Here is a 16,198-nt window from a genome sequence, read left to right on the forward strand (position 1 = left end):
GTCATCCTCCTGCTACGGCAAGCGGATCTGCACGCCCGGCTGGTGCTCCAACGCTGTCGATGAATGTCCTGCACCAGATCTCAAACAGGATTGCATTCCAGGCGTATCTGAAATTCGTCGGTGTCAGCCCTGACCGCACATCCGCCTTGATCCTGTCGGCTGATGATGGATCAAGCAGGCCGCGAGACCGGAGAGTCCTTGCAGGCAGGTAGTGTTCGAGCAATTCGAGAACCACGGTCTGCATTTCAGCGTCATAACGAAGGTGCTGGATGCCCTTTCGACGATAGCGGATCGAGGCCGGCACAATGGAGCGCAGCGAACGTCGGAAGAGCCGCTTCACCCCAAGCATGTTGACCTTGTCGGCGTCACGCATCTGCAGGGCAAATTCAATGAGCTGCTTGTGCGCGAACGGCGCGCGCAGCTCGATGCCATGATGGCGGGCCAGCAACGTTTGGGCACCGGTGCGCTCGTCCCAGGTATCGAGGTCGGATTTGAGCGCATCAAACAGTGTCGAGGTATGCCCGAGCCAATGCCGAAATCCGCCTGAAGCGTTGTCATGCCCGACGACAGAACAGGGTTCTGAACCGGGCTGAGCCTTGTGATGAACACCTTGGTCGACGGCTTGCTTGATGCCCAGGGGGCGAAGGTAACGCTCAACCGTCCTTTGCCGCCAGAGCCGGCGGTGGGTCGACATGCCAGCGAAGATCGCATCGCTGACGTTGCCGGAGTAGAGGACGTCGACATGCCTGGCAGCCAGACTCCAGAGTGCGCTGAGGCACGGCAGTTCATCATAGCCGCCGGGGTTGCCGAGGATCGCCACGGTCTCTTCGACATGATCACGAACGTCCGACGGGCCGACGAACAGTTCGTGATGGGAGGTCCCGAAATGCGCGGCCGTTGCGCGTGCGCCACGGATTTCGGGATCGTCGGGACCGTAGCCGACAGTGAACGTATCCAGTCGTTCGCCCGGATAGGCCTCACGCAACAAGGCCGTGATGGCCGCGGAATCGATGCCGCCGCTCAGCGTCACGCCGATCCGCAGGCCGCTGGTCGGGCCGCTGTCGCGAACAGCTTTCCGAATCCGGGAAAGCAGGACCCCAGGCGAGGACGCCTGCACCGGCAAAGGATAGTCGCCGGGCCGTGGATGCAAACGGTGGATCTTGTGCGCTTCCGGCGTGACAATCTCAAGGTAACCGGGCCTTACCGGTCTCACCGTCTTGAGGAATGATGTAAAAGGCGGCGCCCAGCCTTCGCGCAGGAAGTAGGCGATGGCCGACCCGTCATAGTCCCTGGCCACCCCTTCAAGTTGCAGGAGGTCTGCCATGGAAACGGCATATGCCAGCAGCGTCCGGGTGCGTGCTCTGTAAAGGGGGACCGTGCCGAACGGGTCGCGCGCCAGGTATGCGGTCCTGCTGGTGCCGTCGAACAGCGCGATCGCGAACTGCCCGTCCAGATGGTCGAAAGCTGCGATCCCGGTCTGCGCGAACAGCGTAATGAATCTGGCGGGATCGAACTCGACCGAATCCATTCCATCCAGAAGACGCGGGCGGCCAGAGACCTCAAGCGACATTCCGCCGGTTTCGATCGCGAATCCCGGGCCTGTGATCGCCTTTGTCTGATTGGCGATGCCCTGCGTCGACGATGCTGAAAGTTCTATGACGGTGAACATGCTCAACGCCCCGGGACATTCAACACGAGACTGGTCGGCGACGGGGACAGGCCTGGCGCCGCAGGTTCGGAATTTTCGGCCTGACCGGGCCTCAGATCGGGCGTCTTCCCGACCCGCCACGGACCGAAGGCTAGGGCGAGCGAGGCGGCTACGCAGAAGACCGTGACAACCACATACATAGCCCCGGCCGTTTTGGGGATCCGGACCGGTGCGACGTGCAAGGCAGCCAGTGCAAAGAGAGCCAGGGCCAGCAGATCGGGAAAAGCGCCGGCTGGGATCAGGGGGCGGGCCAGGAACATCACAGCTGTCACCGGCAATGCATAGGTGGTCGGAACGCCGATGAAGCGTCCGCCGGGAGAGCCGAAGACATTGAAATAGCTCAGGCGCAGTGCGCTCGCCAGAACCAGTGTTGCCGCCGCGACGACCGACAGAAATGAACCCTGTCCGACGCCGATCAGGGTGACCGCGGGAAAAACGCCCGCGCTCACCAGATCCGCCAGGGAGTCGAGGTTCTTGCCGACTTCCCCTGTCTCGGGCGCTCGGCCCCTGGTGCGCTTCGCGACCACACCATCGAGATGGTCGGCCAGCAGTGCCCAGAGCGCCACCGCGACACCTGCTTCGGGTTGGCCGACAAGCGCCAGGCTGATGCCGACAACGGAGAGGACGAGACCTGTACCGGTGATGGCGTTTGCGGGATCGGCAAGTTGACGGAGCATGTGCGTTCCTCCCCGGCCTGGGCCGTGCTCAAGAAGCTTGCGACAAAACGGGCAGCTCAGGCGGGGCGAAGAGATTTTCCGCCATTTTCAGATCCGCCTGGTTGTCGATTTCATACCATTTGACGGTGTCGCAGCGCGCCGCAGCGATCTTCAGGCCGCGACCGATCAGCTGCGCCAGAACCTGCTCGGTGTAGGTCGTCCCGGCTCCCGTGCCGATCAGGTCGTCGAGGGCAGGGACGATGACGCCTGAAAGCGTCGCGCGGGAAAAACGGAACAGGTTCAGCGTCTTGAACAGCCGTGGCGCTCCTGGCTGGTTCAGGTCTGCCGCAGTCTGCTTCATGCGTACTTCCGCAATGGTCGAGGTCGGACCAAGAACGACGGCGGAGCCCTCCATGTCTTCCGTGAACGGCGCCACCGCGGCCACATCGCCTGCGCCCGTCGCCAGCAGCGACACCAGGGCCTGCCTTTCGAAGAAGACGTCTCCTTCGAGCAGGAAGATATCTCCGCTCAGCAGGGTGTGACGTGCCAGCCAGAGTGAATAGGCGCTGCCGGTGCGGTCATAGACAGTGGATTCGACGTAGTCGATGTCGACGCCGGCAAAGCGGTCGCCACAGGCATACTCGATTGCATCCTTGCGGTAGCCGACGACGATGGTGGCCGATTTCACACCCATGGCGCCGAGATTGCGCAGTGCGTTGTGGATGATCGAAACGCCGAGAACCTCTACGAGGGGTTTTGGCCGGAAGTCTGTCAACGGCCGCAGCCGCGACCCCATGCCTGCAGCCAGGATGACTGCGCTTTGCGGTACTTCAGTCCTGAACATGAGAGTTTTCCTTAAGCTACGTTGCGGGATGCCTTGGTCCAAGATTCAAAGGTTTCGACGAGCCTCTCCAGACCAAGGGCAAGCTTGTCGTGGGTGATCCCGTAAGAGAGGCGCAGACCCATGTGGTCGCCGAAGGCGCTGCCCGACACACCGGCGACGCCGGCCTCGGCAAGCAAGGCATTTACGGCGTCATCCGCGCTCCGCGGCGTGGCTGAACCCGGGCCGATATCTAGAAGGCTGCCGAGATCCAGGTAGAAGTAGAATCCGCCCTGCGCCGATGGCAGCGGTGCAAGCGTCTGGCGCGACAGGATGTCGAGTCCTAGCCGTCGGGCCTGCGCCAGCTGATCAGAGAGGCGTCTTTCATAACTGCCGTCACCGCGCTGCAGATGCTCCAGGACCGCGTGCTGGGCGATCACATTGGGGTTCGATGTCGTGTGGGACTGCAGTGCCTTGGCTGCGTCGATCACGCTCTTTGGGCCGGCCATATACCCAATGCGCCAGCCCGTCAGGGCAAGTGTCTTGGAATACGCGTTGATGATGACGGTTCGCGACCGAACCTCCGGCACCAGCGAGACTATGGGGTGGTGGACATGCGGCGCATGCGCAAATGCCCCGTAGCACTCATCGAAGATGATCCAGAGATCGTGGCGGATCGCCAGGTTGGCGATGTGCTCAAGGGTGATCTGGTCATAGACGGCGCCTGTCGGATTGCTGGGCGTATTGATCACGATCGCGCGTGTCTTCGGTGTGATGGCACGCTCGAGTTCCTGCGGTCTTGGAACAAAACCGCTGGCGCGTGTGTCGACATGCACCGGTCGTCCGCCAGCGATCAGAACCTGCGCCGGGAAGGTCGTCCAATAGGGACTCGGGATGATGACTTCGTCGCCCGGATCCAGCAGGACCATCGCCGCATTGAACAGGGCCTGCTTGGCGCCGCTCGTGACCGCGATTTCGTCGGTATGCCAGACCTGCCCGGTTTCGCGGGACACCTTTGCGGCGAGGGCTTCGCGCAGTTCGCGAAGCCCGACCGTGTCGGTGTAGCGGTTCTCGCCGCGCTCAATGGCGGCCAGCGCACCCTCACGGATGCTCGGCGCAAGGTCAGACCATATTTCTCCGGCGGTAAGGTCGATGACCTCCTTGCCGGCATCGGACGCCGCCTTGGCGGCTGCGCGGGCGGCAGCCGTTCCCGACGACGCAAAAAGCCTCGTACGTTGTGCCAACATTGTCGGCCCTCATGATGTTGTTGTGATGGTTGGTGGAGCGGATCAGACCCGGCGCTACTCGGCGGCGACCGCCGCCGGAGGAAGGTAACGTGTCTCGGCTTCCGCCAGTTCGCGGTAGTTGAGCAGGTCGAACACATCGTCCAGTGTGGCGACCTCGTTTTCGATGCCGGCGATCGTCCCTTCGCGAAGGATGCGTTCGCAGACCTGGCGCATGGCCGAGACGGCCGCACGCATGTTGTGGTTGGCCCAGATCACCGTCGATATCTTGGCCGCACGGTATTCATCCACTGGCGTGCGATAGTATTTGGTGGGGACGATCACCAGTGGCAGGCGGTTGCTCCATTCCCTGGCGAAGGCCAGGATCTCGCTGGCGTCCGACTTGCGTGAATGGATGAGGATCGCATCAGCGCCGGCGTCCGCATAGGCATGTGCACGCATCAGTGCTTCCTGCTGGTCGTAACCCGCGATCAGCGCTTCGACGCGCGCGACCAGCACGAAGTCCTCGGAACCAAGCGTGTCCTTCACCGCGCGCAGCCGTCCGCAGAACTCACCGATCTCCGCCAGCGGATGGCGATCACCGACGAAGGAGTTCATCTTGGGAAAGCCCTTGTCCTCAAGGCAGACGCCGGCTGCGCCATGCTGGAACAGCTTCTTGGCCGCGAGCCGCGCATTGTTGAAATTCCCAAAGCCGCTGTCTCCATCGACAAGGATCGGGATTGAAGCCGCATCGGCCATCCGCTCGACGACTTCGACGAGTTGCGTCCAGGATGCTTCATTCGCATCGCGATAACCAAGGCTCGATGCAATCGACAGGCCGGACGCCCATAGTCCCTTGAAGCCTGCGCGCTCCGCGATGGTGGCCGAAAGCGCGTCATGCGCTTCCATGATGAAACCGAGTGTATTGGCCTGGATTATTCCCCGCAGGCTCGGCTTGGCTGCTGCCGAAACGACGGTGTTTGAAAGGCCGGATTCTCCAACGTGCGACATCACTGCTCGCTCCCAGTTGAGGTGCATTGCCGTTCGTTCCGACAATTCAAGCGTGAGGCGTTTCCGCCGGCCTTGTCACGGGCCGGCCGATTGGGAAGCGCCACAATTTGCTTGAGCGTCACCGAACTGTCATACGTTAGTCACACCACATTATGGTTGTCAATTCAAAAAATATCCGGATTATGGATATCACTTTTTAGCCGGCTATGGACAAATGGGCATAGACTTGTCAAGCTGGGCGGTATCAGGCATTTGGGAGGCAACTGGGTCCTGAGATACACGCTGCTGATGCCAAAGACGGTCAAAGAGACGGAGCTGGCGAGCGGGACGCAACTTCTGGACCGCGCGGTAGCGGTGCTGAATTTCGTCGGCCAGGCGGCAGGGTCGGGCGGCGCCAGCATCGCCGACATCAGTGACGGGCTGAATCTCAAGCAGCCGACCGCGCATCGGATCGCCGTCGCCCTTGAGCGCCATCGGCTGATCGATCGCGACAGCCTCACAAAGCGCTACAGGCTCGGGCTGGGCCTTTTTGTTCTGGGCGTCCATGCTGCCGACGAGTCCGGGCTGCGTACACTGGCGCAGCCGGCGCTGACGCGCATCGGCGCGGCCACCGGCGACACCGTCTTCCTGATGGCCCGGTCGGGGGTCAATGCGATCTGCGTGGATCGTCACCAGGGCACCTACATGATTGACAGCCTTACCGGCGGCATAGGCGGGCAGATACCGCTGGGTGTCGGCTCGGCCAGTCTGGCGATCCTGGCTTCATTGCCGCCGCTGGAGGCCGACGCCATCATCGAGGCGAACTCGCCGCTCTATCCGCAGCACCATGGCCTGACGGCGGGTCGCGTCCGCAGCCTGCTGCCGGCAATACGCCAGGAAGGTTATGCTCTCGACAGGGGTGACCTGGTCGCGGGGATATCGGCGTTCGCCGTCGCGATCAGCCCTGGGCAAAGGCCGAGCGGGGTGGCAATCGCCGTGAACATGACCAGCGCGAGGCTGCCGCAAGAGCGGTTCGAACAGTTGCTTCCGCTGGTCCGGCGGGAAGTGCAGCAGCTGGAAGAGCAGATCAATCCGCTGGAGATCATGTTCCGTCAGCGCCCGGCCAGGTGATCATCCCAAGGCCTGGCGACGTCACAATTCCTGCCTCTTTGCGAATGTTTACAAGTAAGCCGGCAAGGTTTAGAGTTCACTCATATTACGGATATCGATAGGCTGGATTCCCCTTTCGTATGGAGTGTTGGGGCAGATGGTTTGCGATCGGCGTGCGACTGGAACTTTCGTGGCTGTCGTGCTCTGCGTGCTGATGACGATGGTGCTGTCGAAGGCAGCTCTTGCGTCGGAACGGTATCAACTGAGCGAACCTGGAACGCTGAGCGTCGCGATCACCGGGGATATGCCGGGCCTTGTCGCGCTCGATGGTTCGCTTTCGGGATATGACGGCGAAATCCTCCAGATGGCAGCGACGAGACTTGGCCTCAAGATCAGGCCGGTTCCGATGGAATGGTCCGGTGCGATCGCTGCGACGCAGTCCGGGGAGGTCGATATCATCGGTGGCAATGTTGCCTGGACACGGCAACGGGCCGGCGTACTCACCATGACCGATCCCACGGCCTATTTCCAGAACGGGATCACCCAGAAGATTGGCCAGAACTGGAACCGTCTGGCGGACCTGGAGAACAAGACGGTCGGGTCGATGATCGGATTCGGGTTTCTGGTCGAACTGAGGCGGCTGCCCGGCCTTCAACTGGTGCTCTACGACACACCGGACGCGGCGATGCGTGACCTTGTCATCGGCAGGATCGACGCGATGATCGGTGATCCGCCGGCCATCGACTATGCGATCTCACGAAATCCGGACTGGCGGCTGCACACGGTGCCGTTCATCGACAACAATCCGGACTTTCCCCTGTTGACGAGCACGGGGCGGCAGTACGTCTTCGGCCTCTCCAGGAACAATCAGGCGCTCGCCGACGATCTCAGCCGTGAGATCAGGCTGCTGTGGTCTGATTGTCAGGTCCGGCAGATCGGCAAGCACTATGGCCTGCTGAGTGAGACGAATTTCCTTCCCTCGACCGACAATTTCCGAGCCGGCATCGACAGGCCAGTCGATTGGGTAGCCCCGCGGTGTCGGCAATAGCAGGTGGGCTTGCATGGTGGTCGACTTCGGCTTTGTCCTGTCGGTGCTGCTGGATGGCGCGAAAATCAGCGTCATGATCGCCTCCGGCGCGCTGGCCCTGGCGATTTGCCTCGGTTTCATGATGGCTTCGGCGAGTTTTCTGCTTCGGTCCAGGCTGCTTGATACACTCGTTGCGATCTATGCGGAGACGCTGCGCAACATACCCAGCCTTATCTGGCTGCTTCTCGTGTATTTTGGTCTGGCTCATGTCGGGATCCGGCTTCCGCCCGTGCCGGCAGCCACGGTCGGATTGGGCATCATAGGATCGGCGGTGCTTGTGGAAGTCTTTACCACGGCATTCCGGTCGGTGGCAGCGAAGCAGAGCGAGCCGGCTCGGGCGCTGGGCCTTTCGAGTATCCTCGCCTTTCGGTTGGTGATCGTCCCCAATTCCTGGCGCGTAAGTTTGCCACCGGTCGGCAACTATGCGCTCGCCCTCGTCAAGGACACCACGCTGGCCGCAGCGATCGCTGCGCCGGAGCTCATGTTCCAGGCGCGTATGCTGGTGAACCGCACATTCGAGACTGGACTGATCTATGGGCTCGCGGCGTGCATCTATCTTGGTATTGCCTTCATCCTGTTTCGCCTGACAAGACTGGTTGAACAGGCGGCGGTCCAGGAATGAACGAGCTGGCTCTCTATTTCGTCGACTGGGGTCCGCGCCTGTTCGCGGCCGCGTCTCTCACCCTCGTCTTGACCGCAGCCGGCTTTTGCGGCGCGTTTCTGCTCGGTCTTGCCCTGGAAGCGATGAGGACGTCCCGCAGCGCGAGGCTCCGCGACTTTGTCAGCTGGTATGTCTGGGTTCTGCGGGCCATTCCGCTGCTGATCGTTCTCTACATGCTCTATTTCGTCCTGCCCGGCATCGGCTTGACGCTGTCACCATTTCTTGCGGGCACGCTCGGCCTTGTCCTTGTGCACGGCGCCTATCTGGCGGAGGTGTTGCGAGCGGGAATGCAGACGGTAGAGCAGGGGCAGTGGGAGGCTGCGCGCGCCCTTGGACTGCCACGTCTGCTGTGCCTGCGGTTCGTTGTCATTCCCCAGGCCGTGCGCCAGATGTCGGGTCCCCTGATCATAGCCTTGATCTCGGTGCTGAAGGACAGCTCCGTCTGCGCGCTGATCGGCGTCAACGAACTCACCTTGACCGCGCGCGCGATCATGTCCGAGAGCTTCATGCCGCTGCATGTCTTCCTGTTCGCCGGCCTTTTCTACCTTGCGCTCGGCTGGCCGGCTTCACTGCTGGCGCGCGCCGTCGAACGGCGGATGAACAGCCTTCAGGGCCGGCAACCGCAAGGCCTGCGACCATACAGGCGGCCGGCGCGGCTGGCCGAGTTGGCGAGATGAGGTGCCAATGACACGGGCCTCACTTCCGGTCATGGCCCTGCGGGGCACGCCCTATGAGCGTGGCCATCAGCATGGCGCGGCGTTCGAGCGCGATATCGTCTCGGCTCTGGATCGGCTTGCAAAGGCTTTTTCGGCACGGGCCCTGCGCACGGCACGACGCACGGCGGAAGCGTCCTGGCGGACCATGACCGCTCTTGCGCCTGCCATCGCGGCCGAGATCGAGGGAATGGCCGACGGCGCAGGTTGCGCGGTCGAGGATATCTTCCTCAATATCGGTTTCGAGTTTTTTGGAGAGCCTTCGCCGACGGGCTGCAGCGCGCTCGCCTTCAACGGTGGGAGCGGTGCGGTTGTTGGCCAGAACTGGGATGCTCCGAGAGGCGCGAAATCCGGTCTGGTGCTGTTCATGCATACGGGTCCTGACGGATTTCGACTGGCCACGGTGGCCTCCAGGGGCACGCTGGGCTGGGTTGGCCAGAATGGCTCCGGGCTGGTCTGGTGACCAACGATCTCATGCTCGACACAGCGACGGCGGGCTTGCCCAGCCAGGTGGTGCGCCGCATGATCCTGTCCGAGCCGGACATAACGGGTGCGCTGCGTCTCATGCCGCGATTGCCGCACATGGGGGGACGAACCTACCTGCTCGGCGATGCTTCCGGCCGGATAGCGGGGGTCGAAGTGTCGCCGAAGGCCGGTGTCAGAATTCTTGGCGACGACGGGCCACTCTTCCACACCAATCATGCGTTGCTCAGCCAGACGAAGGCTGTCGAGAACCCCGCCCTGCTGCAGCAGGTGTATCCGTCGACTTATGACAGATACACCTCGCTCGCAGGGGCGGCCGGGTCCCTCAATTCTGTTGCCGATGCCATGCGCGTGCTGCGCAACCGGGCGGGAGCTCCCAATGCCGTAGCGAAGAGCTACTCGCGCGAGGAAGCAACCGAGACCGCGTGTTCCATCGTGTGCGATCCCGCCGCCGGCGTGATGCATGTCTGTCTCGGTCTTCCCCGCGTCGGCGCATTCGTTGCGCACAGTCTTGCATCAAACGGAACGGTCAGGCGGCGGTCAGGTCCGATTTCGCCAGTTGCGCGTGCCGATACTCAGCAAACCTTGCTGCAAGTTCATGCGCGATCTCTTCGCAATCCGCGAGAGGTACGGCCGGGCAGTCGAAGCCGATTTCTTCGCGGATGATCGCGGCGGAATCCGCCATGAAGCGGATGGTGCCGTCCGCCTCGACGGAGTCGATGCCATCGAACTTCTGACAGGCACGATTGATGGCGAGAGCCTCATCGATCGACAGCCCTTCCGGCAGATCGACGGACAGTCCGTCCGGCGAAATCCTGACGGGGTAGCCGCCGACGAGACCCAAGGGCCCCGGTGCATGGACGACGCGGTCAATGCCATCGGCCAGCGTCCGCAAAACGGCGGTCGCTGAAGAGGCGGTCACCGACTGCCCGGCCAGACCCTTCACGCGCCGGAAGCGTCCGGCGACAGTTTCGAACACTGCACCATGATCGATTGCGTCGGACGGCAGGGCCTTGCCGTCGAGATAGAACGTCAGATGATATGGCGCACCGTCCGTTCCGCCTGAGCTCGGCATGCGATAGCTCAGGAAATGATGGGCAAAGAAGCGCACGGCGACGCGCCTGACGTCACAGCCGAGAAGATGGGCGGCGGCGAGCTGGATTCCCGGAACGGCGTTGGCGATGTTGCCGATGCCGATCAGGGGGGAGGCGTTTTCGGCAGCGAGTGCCGCATTGGTCACATCTGGATATGAAGCGTTGACGACCTTGGCCTGCACACCCGACATGCCGACCGCCTGCATCAGGCGTCGCACCAGAACCAGATGCATGGCTGCCCAGACACCGCCGCGCGCCTGATCCAGACGCTGGAAGGCGGCATGAGGCAGCTGGGTGATCACCCACCACGAATGCAGGGTCGTTGCATTGAAGATGATGTCCGGCTGAATCGCGGCGAGATAAGCCGCGGTCGCCTCGACATCCATCAGGTCGACGGCGGCGACCTTGATGCTGGCGTGATGGCCGAGATTGGCCGCGGTGTAGCGCGCCAGGTTCGCGCGCAGCGTTACCTTATGGCCATCGCGTGCCGCGATGTGGATGTCGTAGTCGCGGCCGCTCTGGCTCAGAAAATCAAGGACGCCGCCGCCGAGAACGCCGCAGCCGAGTATCAGTATCCTGGTAGGATGGTCGCCTGTGTTGAGTGCCATGTGTGCGTCCCGCGTCAGAGTTGGTGGTTTGGTTCAATGCGCCCGACAATGGCGGCCGTTTGTGACAGCAACTTTTAGGACGCGGCGTACCGACCATCTTTGAGATCGATCCATCTGAAAATCCGATGGCTGTCACGCTTCTGAAAGATGCCTGTCATCCATACTGGATAGCCTCCAAGCTTACCTGCTGGCGCATCGCCGTGCGGAGGGAACGGCAAGGTGGAGACCAAGGAATGACGCAAGCCGCCAACGTTGCGCGATACCTGCCACTGGACAGTGCGGTCCTGGAGGTCGATCTGGATGCGGTGCGCGCCAACTACGTCGTTTTGACCGGTCTTCTGGGTTCCGACGTCATCACCGCTGCAGTGGTCAAGAGCGATGCCTACGGACTCGGCCTGGAGCCAATCGCCAGAACTTTGTGGGATGTGGGCTGCACGTCCTTTTTCGTCGCCAATCTGGAAGAAGCCCTGAGACTGCGTGCGGTCTGCCCGTTTGCCAGGATCGCTGTTTTCCATGACGACTATGTCCGCTTCAAGCGGATCTATCGTCTGGAGGACATCCTGCCGGTGATCAACACCGCGGAGGAGATGGACTTCCACTTCCGGACGGCCGCGGCCGATCCTTATCTGCTCAATGTCGACACCGGCTTCTCCCGGCTCGGCCTTTCCCCGTCGGAGGTTGCAGATTTCTGTAGGAAAGGATGGTTTTCCAAGCATCCGCCACGGATCCTGATCAGTCATCTGGCGTGCAGCGAAAACGCGTCGAACACCATGAATGAAGTGCAGAAACAACGATTTGAAACCTTGCGCGGACTGGTCCGGCCTGTGGCGAGCAGTCTGGTCGCGTCGGCGGGAGCGTGGCTCGACAGGTCGTTCCATTTCGATCTCGCCCGCATCGGGTCGGCCCTGTTCGGGCTCAACAATGCGGGTGTCCATCCCAATCCGCTGCGTTGCGTCCTGCGCCTGCGTGCCCGGGTGCTTGCGGTTCGGGAAGTCTCCGCGCACGAAGCCGTGGGATACGGGGCGACATTCCGGGCCCGTCGCAACAGCCGGATCGCGATCGTCGGCATCGGCTATGCCCAAGGCCTGCCTTGGGCCTGCGCCGGCAGAATTTCTGTTCGCTTCGGTGCCCACGCCGCTCCCGTCGTAGGGCGCATATCAATGGAGTACGTCACGGTCGACGTGACGGACGTGCCATCCGAGCTCTGCGGCGCTGGCGCTTGGGCGCAGTTCCTGGACGACGAATTCGGGGTTGGCGACCTTGCCACGGAGATCGGCGTCAATGCCCAGGAGATCGTCATGCGGCTGGGATCGGGTTGCCTCAAGCGCCATCGGCAGGATGGCAACGGGGAAACCGGACCGTTCGATTGGCCCCAGAGCTATCCTGCACCCGAAATGCTCGGGCTGCCGCCTTCAATCGGCGATCGCGCCGTCCTGGGCGGCATCTAGCCATGTCCTCCATCGGCAATCGGAATGCGGGTGTGGCTCTGGCCGTTCTGGCTGCGGTGTTCTGGAGCACGGGTGGTCTATTCTCGCGGTTGATCGCGGTCGACAGCTGGACGTTGCTGTTCTGGCGCAGCACCTTCAGCGCGGTTTTCGTGCTGATGTTCCTGACGCTGGTGCTGCGAGAACCCCTGAGCGGCATCGCAGGCAGGCTCACACCCGCGGCATGGCTGGTTGCCGGCATGTCGTCGACGGCAATGGTTGCCTTCATCTTCGCGCTGCGGAACACGACGGTCGCAAATGTCGCGGTCATTCATGCCGGGGCGCCTCTGATCGTCGCGGCCCTTTCCTGGGTCCTGCTCGGCGACAGACCGCCATCGGTCGCGCTGGTGGCCGGGGTCGCTGCCATTGCGGGTGCCGTCCTGACCGTGGGGGCGTCGGCCCTTTCGGGAGGTGGTTTTACTGGTGATTTCCTGGCGCTGATCATGACGCTTCTTATGGCTCTTATGGCCATCGCCATGCGGGGGAACGAAAGGTTCCCGGTGGCTGAGACCCTGATCCTGTCCAACATATTGTGCGCGGTGGCCGTGTTGCCGTTCGCAAGCCCGCTCGCTGTCGCGCCGAAGGACATGGCCTGGCTGGCTTCATTCGGACTCGTGCAGATGACGCTCGGCTTCCTGACCTTCGGCCTGAGCCTGCGCTATCTGCCGGCGCGTGATGCCGCGCTTATCGGCGCCGTGGAGACCCCGATCGCACCGATCTGGGTCTGGCTGGCTTTCCACGAGGTGCCGGCGCGGTCCACCATACTCGGCGGTTCCATCATCCTTATCTCGGTTCTCGCCTTCCTGCTCAGCGTCGATCGCAAGCCGGCAAGTTCGTATCTGTCGAACTAGAATGCCGCGTCTTGCCCTCTGGCCAATCACCCGGCAAACCATCGATTTCCCTGCGCGGGCAGACACCCTGCGTTTTCGATTTCCAACTGATCGGTAACGCGGCCAGAGAATTGACGTCAGGGCCTTTCTATTTGCTCTGCATGCGCGGGTTTCGGCCTGCTCGACCTTCGGCCAACTGAATTGCGCCATCAGTTCGTGAGTGCTGGCGGCGTCGTTGGCGGGCAGGCTTGCTGTGCTGCCCGCGAAACGCCGTGAGGTGTTTGGCAGATAGGGGATAGGGCTCGTCTTCCGGGCACCAATTCCCGCACCGTGGCGTTCATCTCGACAACACCAAGTAGAAGCATGGCGAGCGGACTGTTGTCCAAGTTGCCGAAAACAGCTGTCTCGCTAGCTCCGGCGTGCGTCAACGAGTTTCGACCGCTCTTTTGTCAAGGCGTCGGCCATTTCGGTGACAATTCTCGATCTCTTCTGATTGGGAAAAAGCATCAGCGTTCGGAAGCTTACGGACGGCACCAAAGGTCGTAGCGTGACGCCACGTTCAATGTAGCCCGTGGCGGTCACGGGATCGACGATGCCACAGCCCAAGCCCGCCAGAACCAATGCGCAGACCGTCGACGAATATGCCGTCTCCACCACCACCTGCGGGGCCACGCCGTACTTCGCGAATATGGCCTCGGCCTCGTGGCGGGTGGTATCTTCCGGAGCGAGGGCAACGAAGGGCAGGCGATCGAGGTCGGCGGGATGCACGACATCTTTCCGGGCCAGGGGATGCCCTGGAGGGATGGCCAAGGTAGCCGGAATTTCGGCAAACGGAATCGCCTCCAGGCCGTTCGTGTCTATCTCGTCCGCAGTGATCGCGATGTCGAGCTGGTTTGCTGCCACCATGTCCCGTATCGAAGAGGATCCGCTCACATAGAACGACACGGCAACCTTGGGATTTCTCTGACGAAACCTTGCTATGGCGCTTGGCAGCAAGTTCGTGCTGAAGGCCGACAGGCAAGCCACCCGGATGTCGCCCGAGCCATAGTCGCGAATGCGCGCTGCCGCGCTGCGTAGCTTGGCAAGGCCTGCGAGGGATATCTGGACCTCGCGAAAGAAAAGTTGACCCTCGGCCGAGGGGATCATTCGCCCTTTTTCCCTGTCAAACAGCTGGAACCCGATGGAGCGCTCCAGCGTCATGATCGCCTTGCTGACCGCAGGTTGAGAGATGCCCAGAATTTCAGCGGCCCGCGAGGTCGTGCCGTAGGTCATCACGGCCTGATAAGTTTCGATCAACCGGACATCCATGAATTTTCCTATAACTAAAATGAATTGAATGACATCATGTTGATATTGGACAGAATAGTCCACCGCGTGTCAACAACGTCTCAACAGGAGATGAATGGCATGCATGATGAAACAAGGTCGGTGTCGAAGGTCCCGGTAAGTCTGGCTGGCTACGACAGTCTGACCGTGCCGATCCACCGTGCCTCGACGATCCGCTATCCGGACGCAGCGTCCTTTGCCGCCCGCTTCGAGCGCGATGCGGACGGGTATGTCTATGGGCTCTATGGCACGCCCACGCACCGCTATCTCGAAAAGAAGATTACCGAACTCGAAGAAGGTGCCCGCACCGTTCTGGCCCCTTCGGGGCAGGCTGCGGTTGCTTGCACGATGCTCGCTCTCGCAAAGTCGGGCGAAAGGATATTGATACCCGATACCGTCTACGGCCCAGTGCGCGATTTTGCGACGCATGAACTGCCGGCGCTTGGAATAGAGGCGGTTTTCTATGATCCTCTCGACCTGAAGGAACTCGACGGGCTCATCAACTCCTCGACGCGGCTGGTGTGGGCCGAGTCTCCCGGCTCTGTTACCCTGGAGATGCAGGACGTTCCGGCGATCGTCGAGATGGCGCATGCCCACGGCGTTCTCGTCGGCTGCGACAACACCTGGGCCTCGCCGCTCAACTTCAGGCCGTTGCGCCATGGCGCGGATGTCGTGGTGGAGGCGCTCAGCAAACATCTCTCTGGTCACTCCGATCTCATCCTGGGTTCAGTGACCGCCAGGGACGATTCCCTGGGTCTGAAGCTCAAGGCAGCTTTCGGGCGATTGGGCATCGGCACGTCACCAGACGATTGCGCGCTCGTTGCCCGCGGAATTGAAACGCTGGCGGTTCGTCTCAAGCGCTCCAGCGCTTCCGGACTTGAGATCGCTGCATGGCTCGCGAGACACCCCTGCGTGGAGACCGTGAGCCACCCGGCGCTGCCTGAAGATCCCGGTCATGAAATATGGCAGCGCGATTTCAGTGGCGCTTGCGGCGTGTTTACGTTCACGCTCAAGCAGCGATACGCCGACCAGGCGTTTTCTGCCCTGGATACGCTGGAACTGATATCCATCGGAGCCTCATGGGGAGGGACCAAAAGCCTCATGGCTCCGACCTCGGTAAAGGCGTTGCGGAGCGTGCGGCCCTGGACCGGCCCGGACTATCTGTTTCGCCTGAGTGTCGGCGTCGAGCATCCGGACGATCTCAGGAGGGATTTTGAACGCTTCTTCGCGGCGCTCACCTTGAATGCCGCAACCGCAGCATAAGGCGATGCGGTGATGGTCCAATAACTTTCACGAATAGAATCGGTAGAAGGCAATATTGGACGGAATGGAGAATGATTTTTTATATGGCACTGCCGGATGGAGAGTGGGCCATCCTCGGTAATCTTCAAGGTCACGGAAAAGA

The 16,198-nt window shown here is 61.7% G+C and carries 15 protein-coding genes; 8 read left to right on the top strand and 7 right to left on the bottom strand.

The features are described 5' to 3' along the window. Nucleotide 1: 1 nt before the first annotated feature. Genes C1M53_RS20870 through aepX form a run of 5 tightly spaced genes read right to left on the bottom strand, consistent with a single transcriptional unit; the run spans nt 2 to nt 5,418 of the window. Nucleotides 2-1,669 carry an asparagine synthase-related protein gene (locus C1M53_RS20870; RefSeq protein ID WP_129413971.1) on the bottom strand — a complete coding sequence of 556 codons (1,668 nt, stop codon included), beginning with the start codon at nt 1,667-1,669 and terminating at the stop codon, nt 2-4. 2 nt (nt 1,670-1,671) lie between these two features. After that, nucleotides 1,672-2,385: a CDP-alcohol phosphatidyltransferase family protein gene (locus C1M53_RS20875; RefSeq protein WP_129413972.1), complete on the bottom strand. Its 714-nt coding sequence runs from the start codon at nt 2,383-2,385 to the stop codon at nt 1,672-1,674. 28 nt (nt 2,386-2,413) lie between these two features. Then, nucleotides 2,414-3,208 carry a phosphocholine cytidylyltransferase family protein gene (locus C1M53_RS20880; RefSeq protein WP_129413973.1) on the bottom strand — a complete coding sequence of 265 codons (795 nt, stop codon included), beginning with the start codon at nt 3,206-3,208 and terminating at the stop codon, nt 2,414-2,416. 11 nt (nt 3,209-3,219) lie between these two features. Beyond that, the gene (locus C1M53_RS20885; protein ID WP_129413974.1) at nt 3,220-4,431 is read right to left on the bottom strand and encodes an aminotransferase class I/II-fold pyridoxal phosphate-dependent enzyme; all 1,212 of its coding nucleotides are present in this window, start codon (nt 4,429-4,431) and stop codon (nt 3,220-3,222) included. A gap of 54 nt (nt 4,432-4,485) precedes the next feature. Continuing rightward, on the bottom strand, nt 4,486-5,418 hold the full coding sequence (gene aepX / locus C1M53_RS20890; protein WP_129413975.1) for a phosphoenolpyruvate mutase: 933 nt from the start codon (nt 5,416-5,418) through the stop codon (nt 4,486-4,488). Between the two features lie 288 nt (nt 5,419-5,706). Here aepX and C1M53_RS20895 point away from each other — a divergent pair, with 288 nt between their 5' ends. The 5 genes from C1M53_RS20895 to C1M53_RS20915 all read left to right on the top strand — a co-directional run bounded on the left by C1M53_RS20895 (nt 5,707) and on the right by C1M53_RS20915 (nt 9,431). Next, a complete protein-coding gene (locus C1M53_RS20895; RefSeq protein ID WP_129413976.1) occupies nt 5,707-6,528 on the top strand; it encodes an IclR family transcriptional regulator in 822 nt (273 codons plus the stop codon). 169 nt (nt 6,529-6,697) lie between these two features. Then, a complete protein-coding gene (locus C1M53_RS20900; protein ID WP_245488228.1) occupies nt 6,698-7,555 on the top strand; it encodes a transporter substrate-binding domain-containing protein in 858 nt (285 codons plus the stop codon). A gap of 13 nt (nt 7,556-7,568) precedes the next feature. Next, nucleotides 7,569-8,216: an amino acid ABC transporter permease gene (locus tag C1M53_RS20905; RefSeq protein ID WP_129413977.1), complete on the top strand. Its 648-nt coding sequence runs from the start codon at nt 7,569-7,571 to the stop codon at nt 8,214-8,216. Beyond that, entirely contained in the window at nt 8,213-8,932 is a 720-nt protein-coding gene (locus tag C1M53_RS20910) for an amino acid ABC transporter permease (RefSeq protein ID WP_129413978.1), read from the top strand. The genes C1M53_RS20905 and C1M53_RS20910 overlap by 4 nt, the downstream gene beginning before the upstream one ends. A gap of 7 nt (nt 8,933-8,939) precedes the next feature. Next, nucleotides 8,940-9,431 carry a C45 family peptidase gene (locus tag C1M53_RS20915; RefSeq protein ID WP_129413979.1) on the top strand — a complete coding sequence of 164 codons (492 nt, stop codon included), beginning with the start codon at nt 8,940-8,942 and terminating at the stop codon, nt 9,429-9,431. A gap of 549 nt (nt 9,432-9,980) precedes the next feature. Here the strand turns inward: C1M53_RS20915 and C1M53_RS20925 are convergent. Beyond that, complete coding sequence (locus tag C1M53_RS20925) at nt 9,981-11,153, bottom strand: hypothetical protein (protein WP_129413981.1); 1,173 nt, start codon at nt 11,151-11,153, stop codon at nt 9,981-9,983. Between the two features lie 233 nt (nt 11,154-11,386). Between C1M53_RS20925 and C1M53_RS20930 the strand changes: the two genes are divergently transcribed. After that, nucleotides 11,387-12,601, top strand: a complete 1,215-nt coding sequence (locus C1M53_RS20930) for an alanine racemase (protein WP_129413982.1) — start codon at nt 11,387-11,389, stop codon at nt 12,599-12,601. Between the two features lie 32 nt (nt 12,602-12,633). Next, a complete protein-coding gene (locus C1M53_RS20935) occupies nt 12,634-13,488 on the top strand; it encodes a DMT family transporter (RefSeq protein WP_165358199.1) in 855 nt (284 codons plus the stop codon). 387 nt (nt 13,489-13,875) lie between these two features. Here C1M53_RS20935 and C1M53_RS20940 read toward each other — a convergent pair whose 3' ends face one another. Beyond that, complete coding sequence (locus C1M53_RS20940) at nt 13,876-14,775, bottom strand: LysR substrate-binding domain-containing protein (protein ID WP_129413984.1); 900 nt, start codon at nt 14,773-14,775, stop codon at nt 13,876-13,878. Between the two features lie 99 nt (nt 14,776-14,874). Between C1M53_RS20940 and C1M53_RS20945 the strand changes: the two genes are divergently transcribed. Continuing rightward, nucleotides 14,875-16,056 (top strand): aminotransferase class I/II-fold pyridoxal phosphate-dependent enzyme, encoded by a 1,182-nt coding sequence (locus tag C1M53_RS20945; protein WP_129413985.1) that lies wholly within the window; start codon nt 14,875-14,877, stop codon nt 16,054-16,056. The last annotated feature ends 142 nt before the right edge of the window (nt 16,057-16,198 follow it).

It is taken from the genome of Mesorhizobium sp. Pch-S, assembly GCF_004136315.1.
Classification (GTDB): domain Bacteria; phylum Pseudomonadota; class Alphaproteobacteria; order Rhizobiales; family Rhizobiaceae; genus Mesorhizobium.

Excerpts from the sequence above, each read along its gene's own strand:
- C1M53_RS20870 (WP_129413971.1), bottom strand. The coding sequence starts at position 1,669 with ATGTTCACCGTCATAGAACTTTCAGCATCGTCGACGCAGGGCATCGCC.
- C1M53_RS20875 (WP_129413972.1), bottom strand. The coding sequence starts at position 2,385 with ATGCTCCGTCAACTTGCCGATCCCGCAAACGCCATCACCGGTACAGGT.
- C1M53_RS20880 (WP_129413973.1), bottom strand. The coding sequence starts at position 3,208 with ATGTTCAGGACTGAAGTACCGCAAAGCGCAGTCATCCTGGCTGCAGGC.
- C1M53_RS20885 (WP_129413974.1), bottom strand. The coding sequence starts at position 4,431 with ATGTTGGCACAACGTACGAGGCTTTTTGCGTCGTCGGGAACGGCTGCC.
- aepX (WP_129413975.1), bottom strand. The coding sequence starts at position 5,418 with ATGTCGCACGTTGGAGAATCCGGCCTTTCAAACACCGTCGTTTCGGCA.
- C1M53_RS20895 (WP_129413976.1), top strand. The coding sequence starts at position 5,707 with ATGCCAAAGACGGTCAAAGAGACGGAGCTGGCGAGCGGGACGCAACTT.
- C1M53_RS20905 (WP_129413977.1), top strand. The coding sequence starts at position 7,569 with ATGGTGGTCGACTTCGGCTTTGTCCTGTCGGTGCTGCTGGATGGCGCG.
- C1M53_RS20910 (WP_129413978.1), top strand. The coding sequence starts at position 8,213 with ATGAACGAGCTGGCTCTCTATTTCGTCGACTGGGGTCCGCGCCTGTTC.
- C1M53_RS20915 (WP_129413979.1), top strand. The coding sequence starts at position 8,940 with ATGACACGGGCCTCACTTCCGGTCATGGCCCTGCGGGGCACGCCCTAT.
- C1M53_RS20925 (WP_129413981.1), bottom strand. The coding sequence starts at position 11,153 with ATGGCACTCAACACAGGCGACCATCCTACCAGGATACTGATACTCGGC.
- C1M53_RS20930 (WP_129413982.1), top strand. The coding sequence starts at position 11,387 with ATGACGCAAGCCGCCAACGTTGCGCGATACCTGCCACTGGACAGTGCG.
- C1M53_RS20940 (WP_129413984.1), bottom strand. The coding sequence starts at position 14,775 with ATGGATGTCCGGTTGATCGAAACTTATCAGGCCGTGATGACCTACGGC.
- C1M53_RS20945 (WP_129413985.1), top strand. The coding sequence starts at position 14,875 with ATGCATGATGAAACAAGGTCGGTGTCGAAGGTCCCGGTAAGTCTGGCT.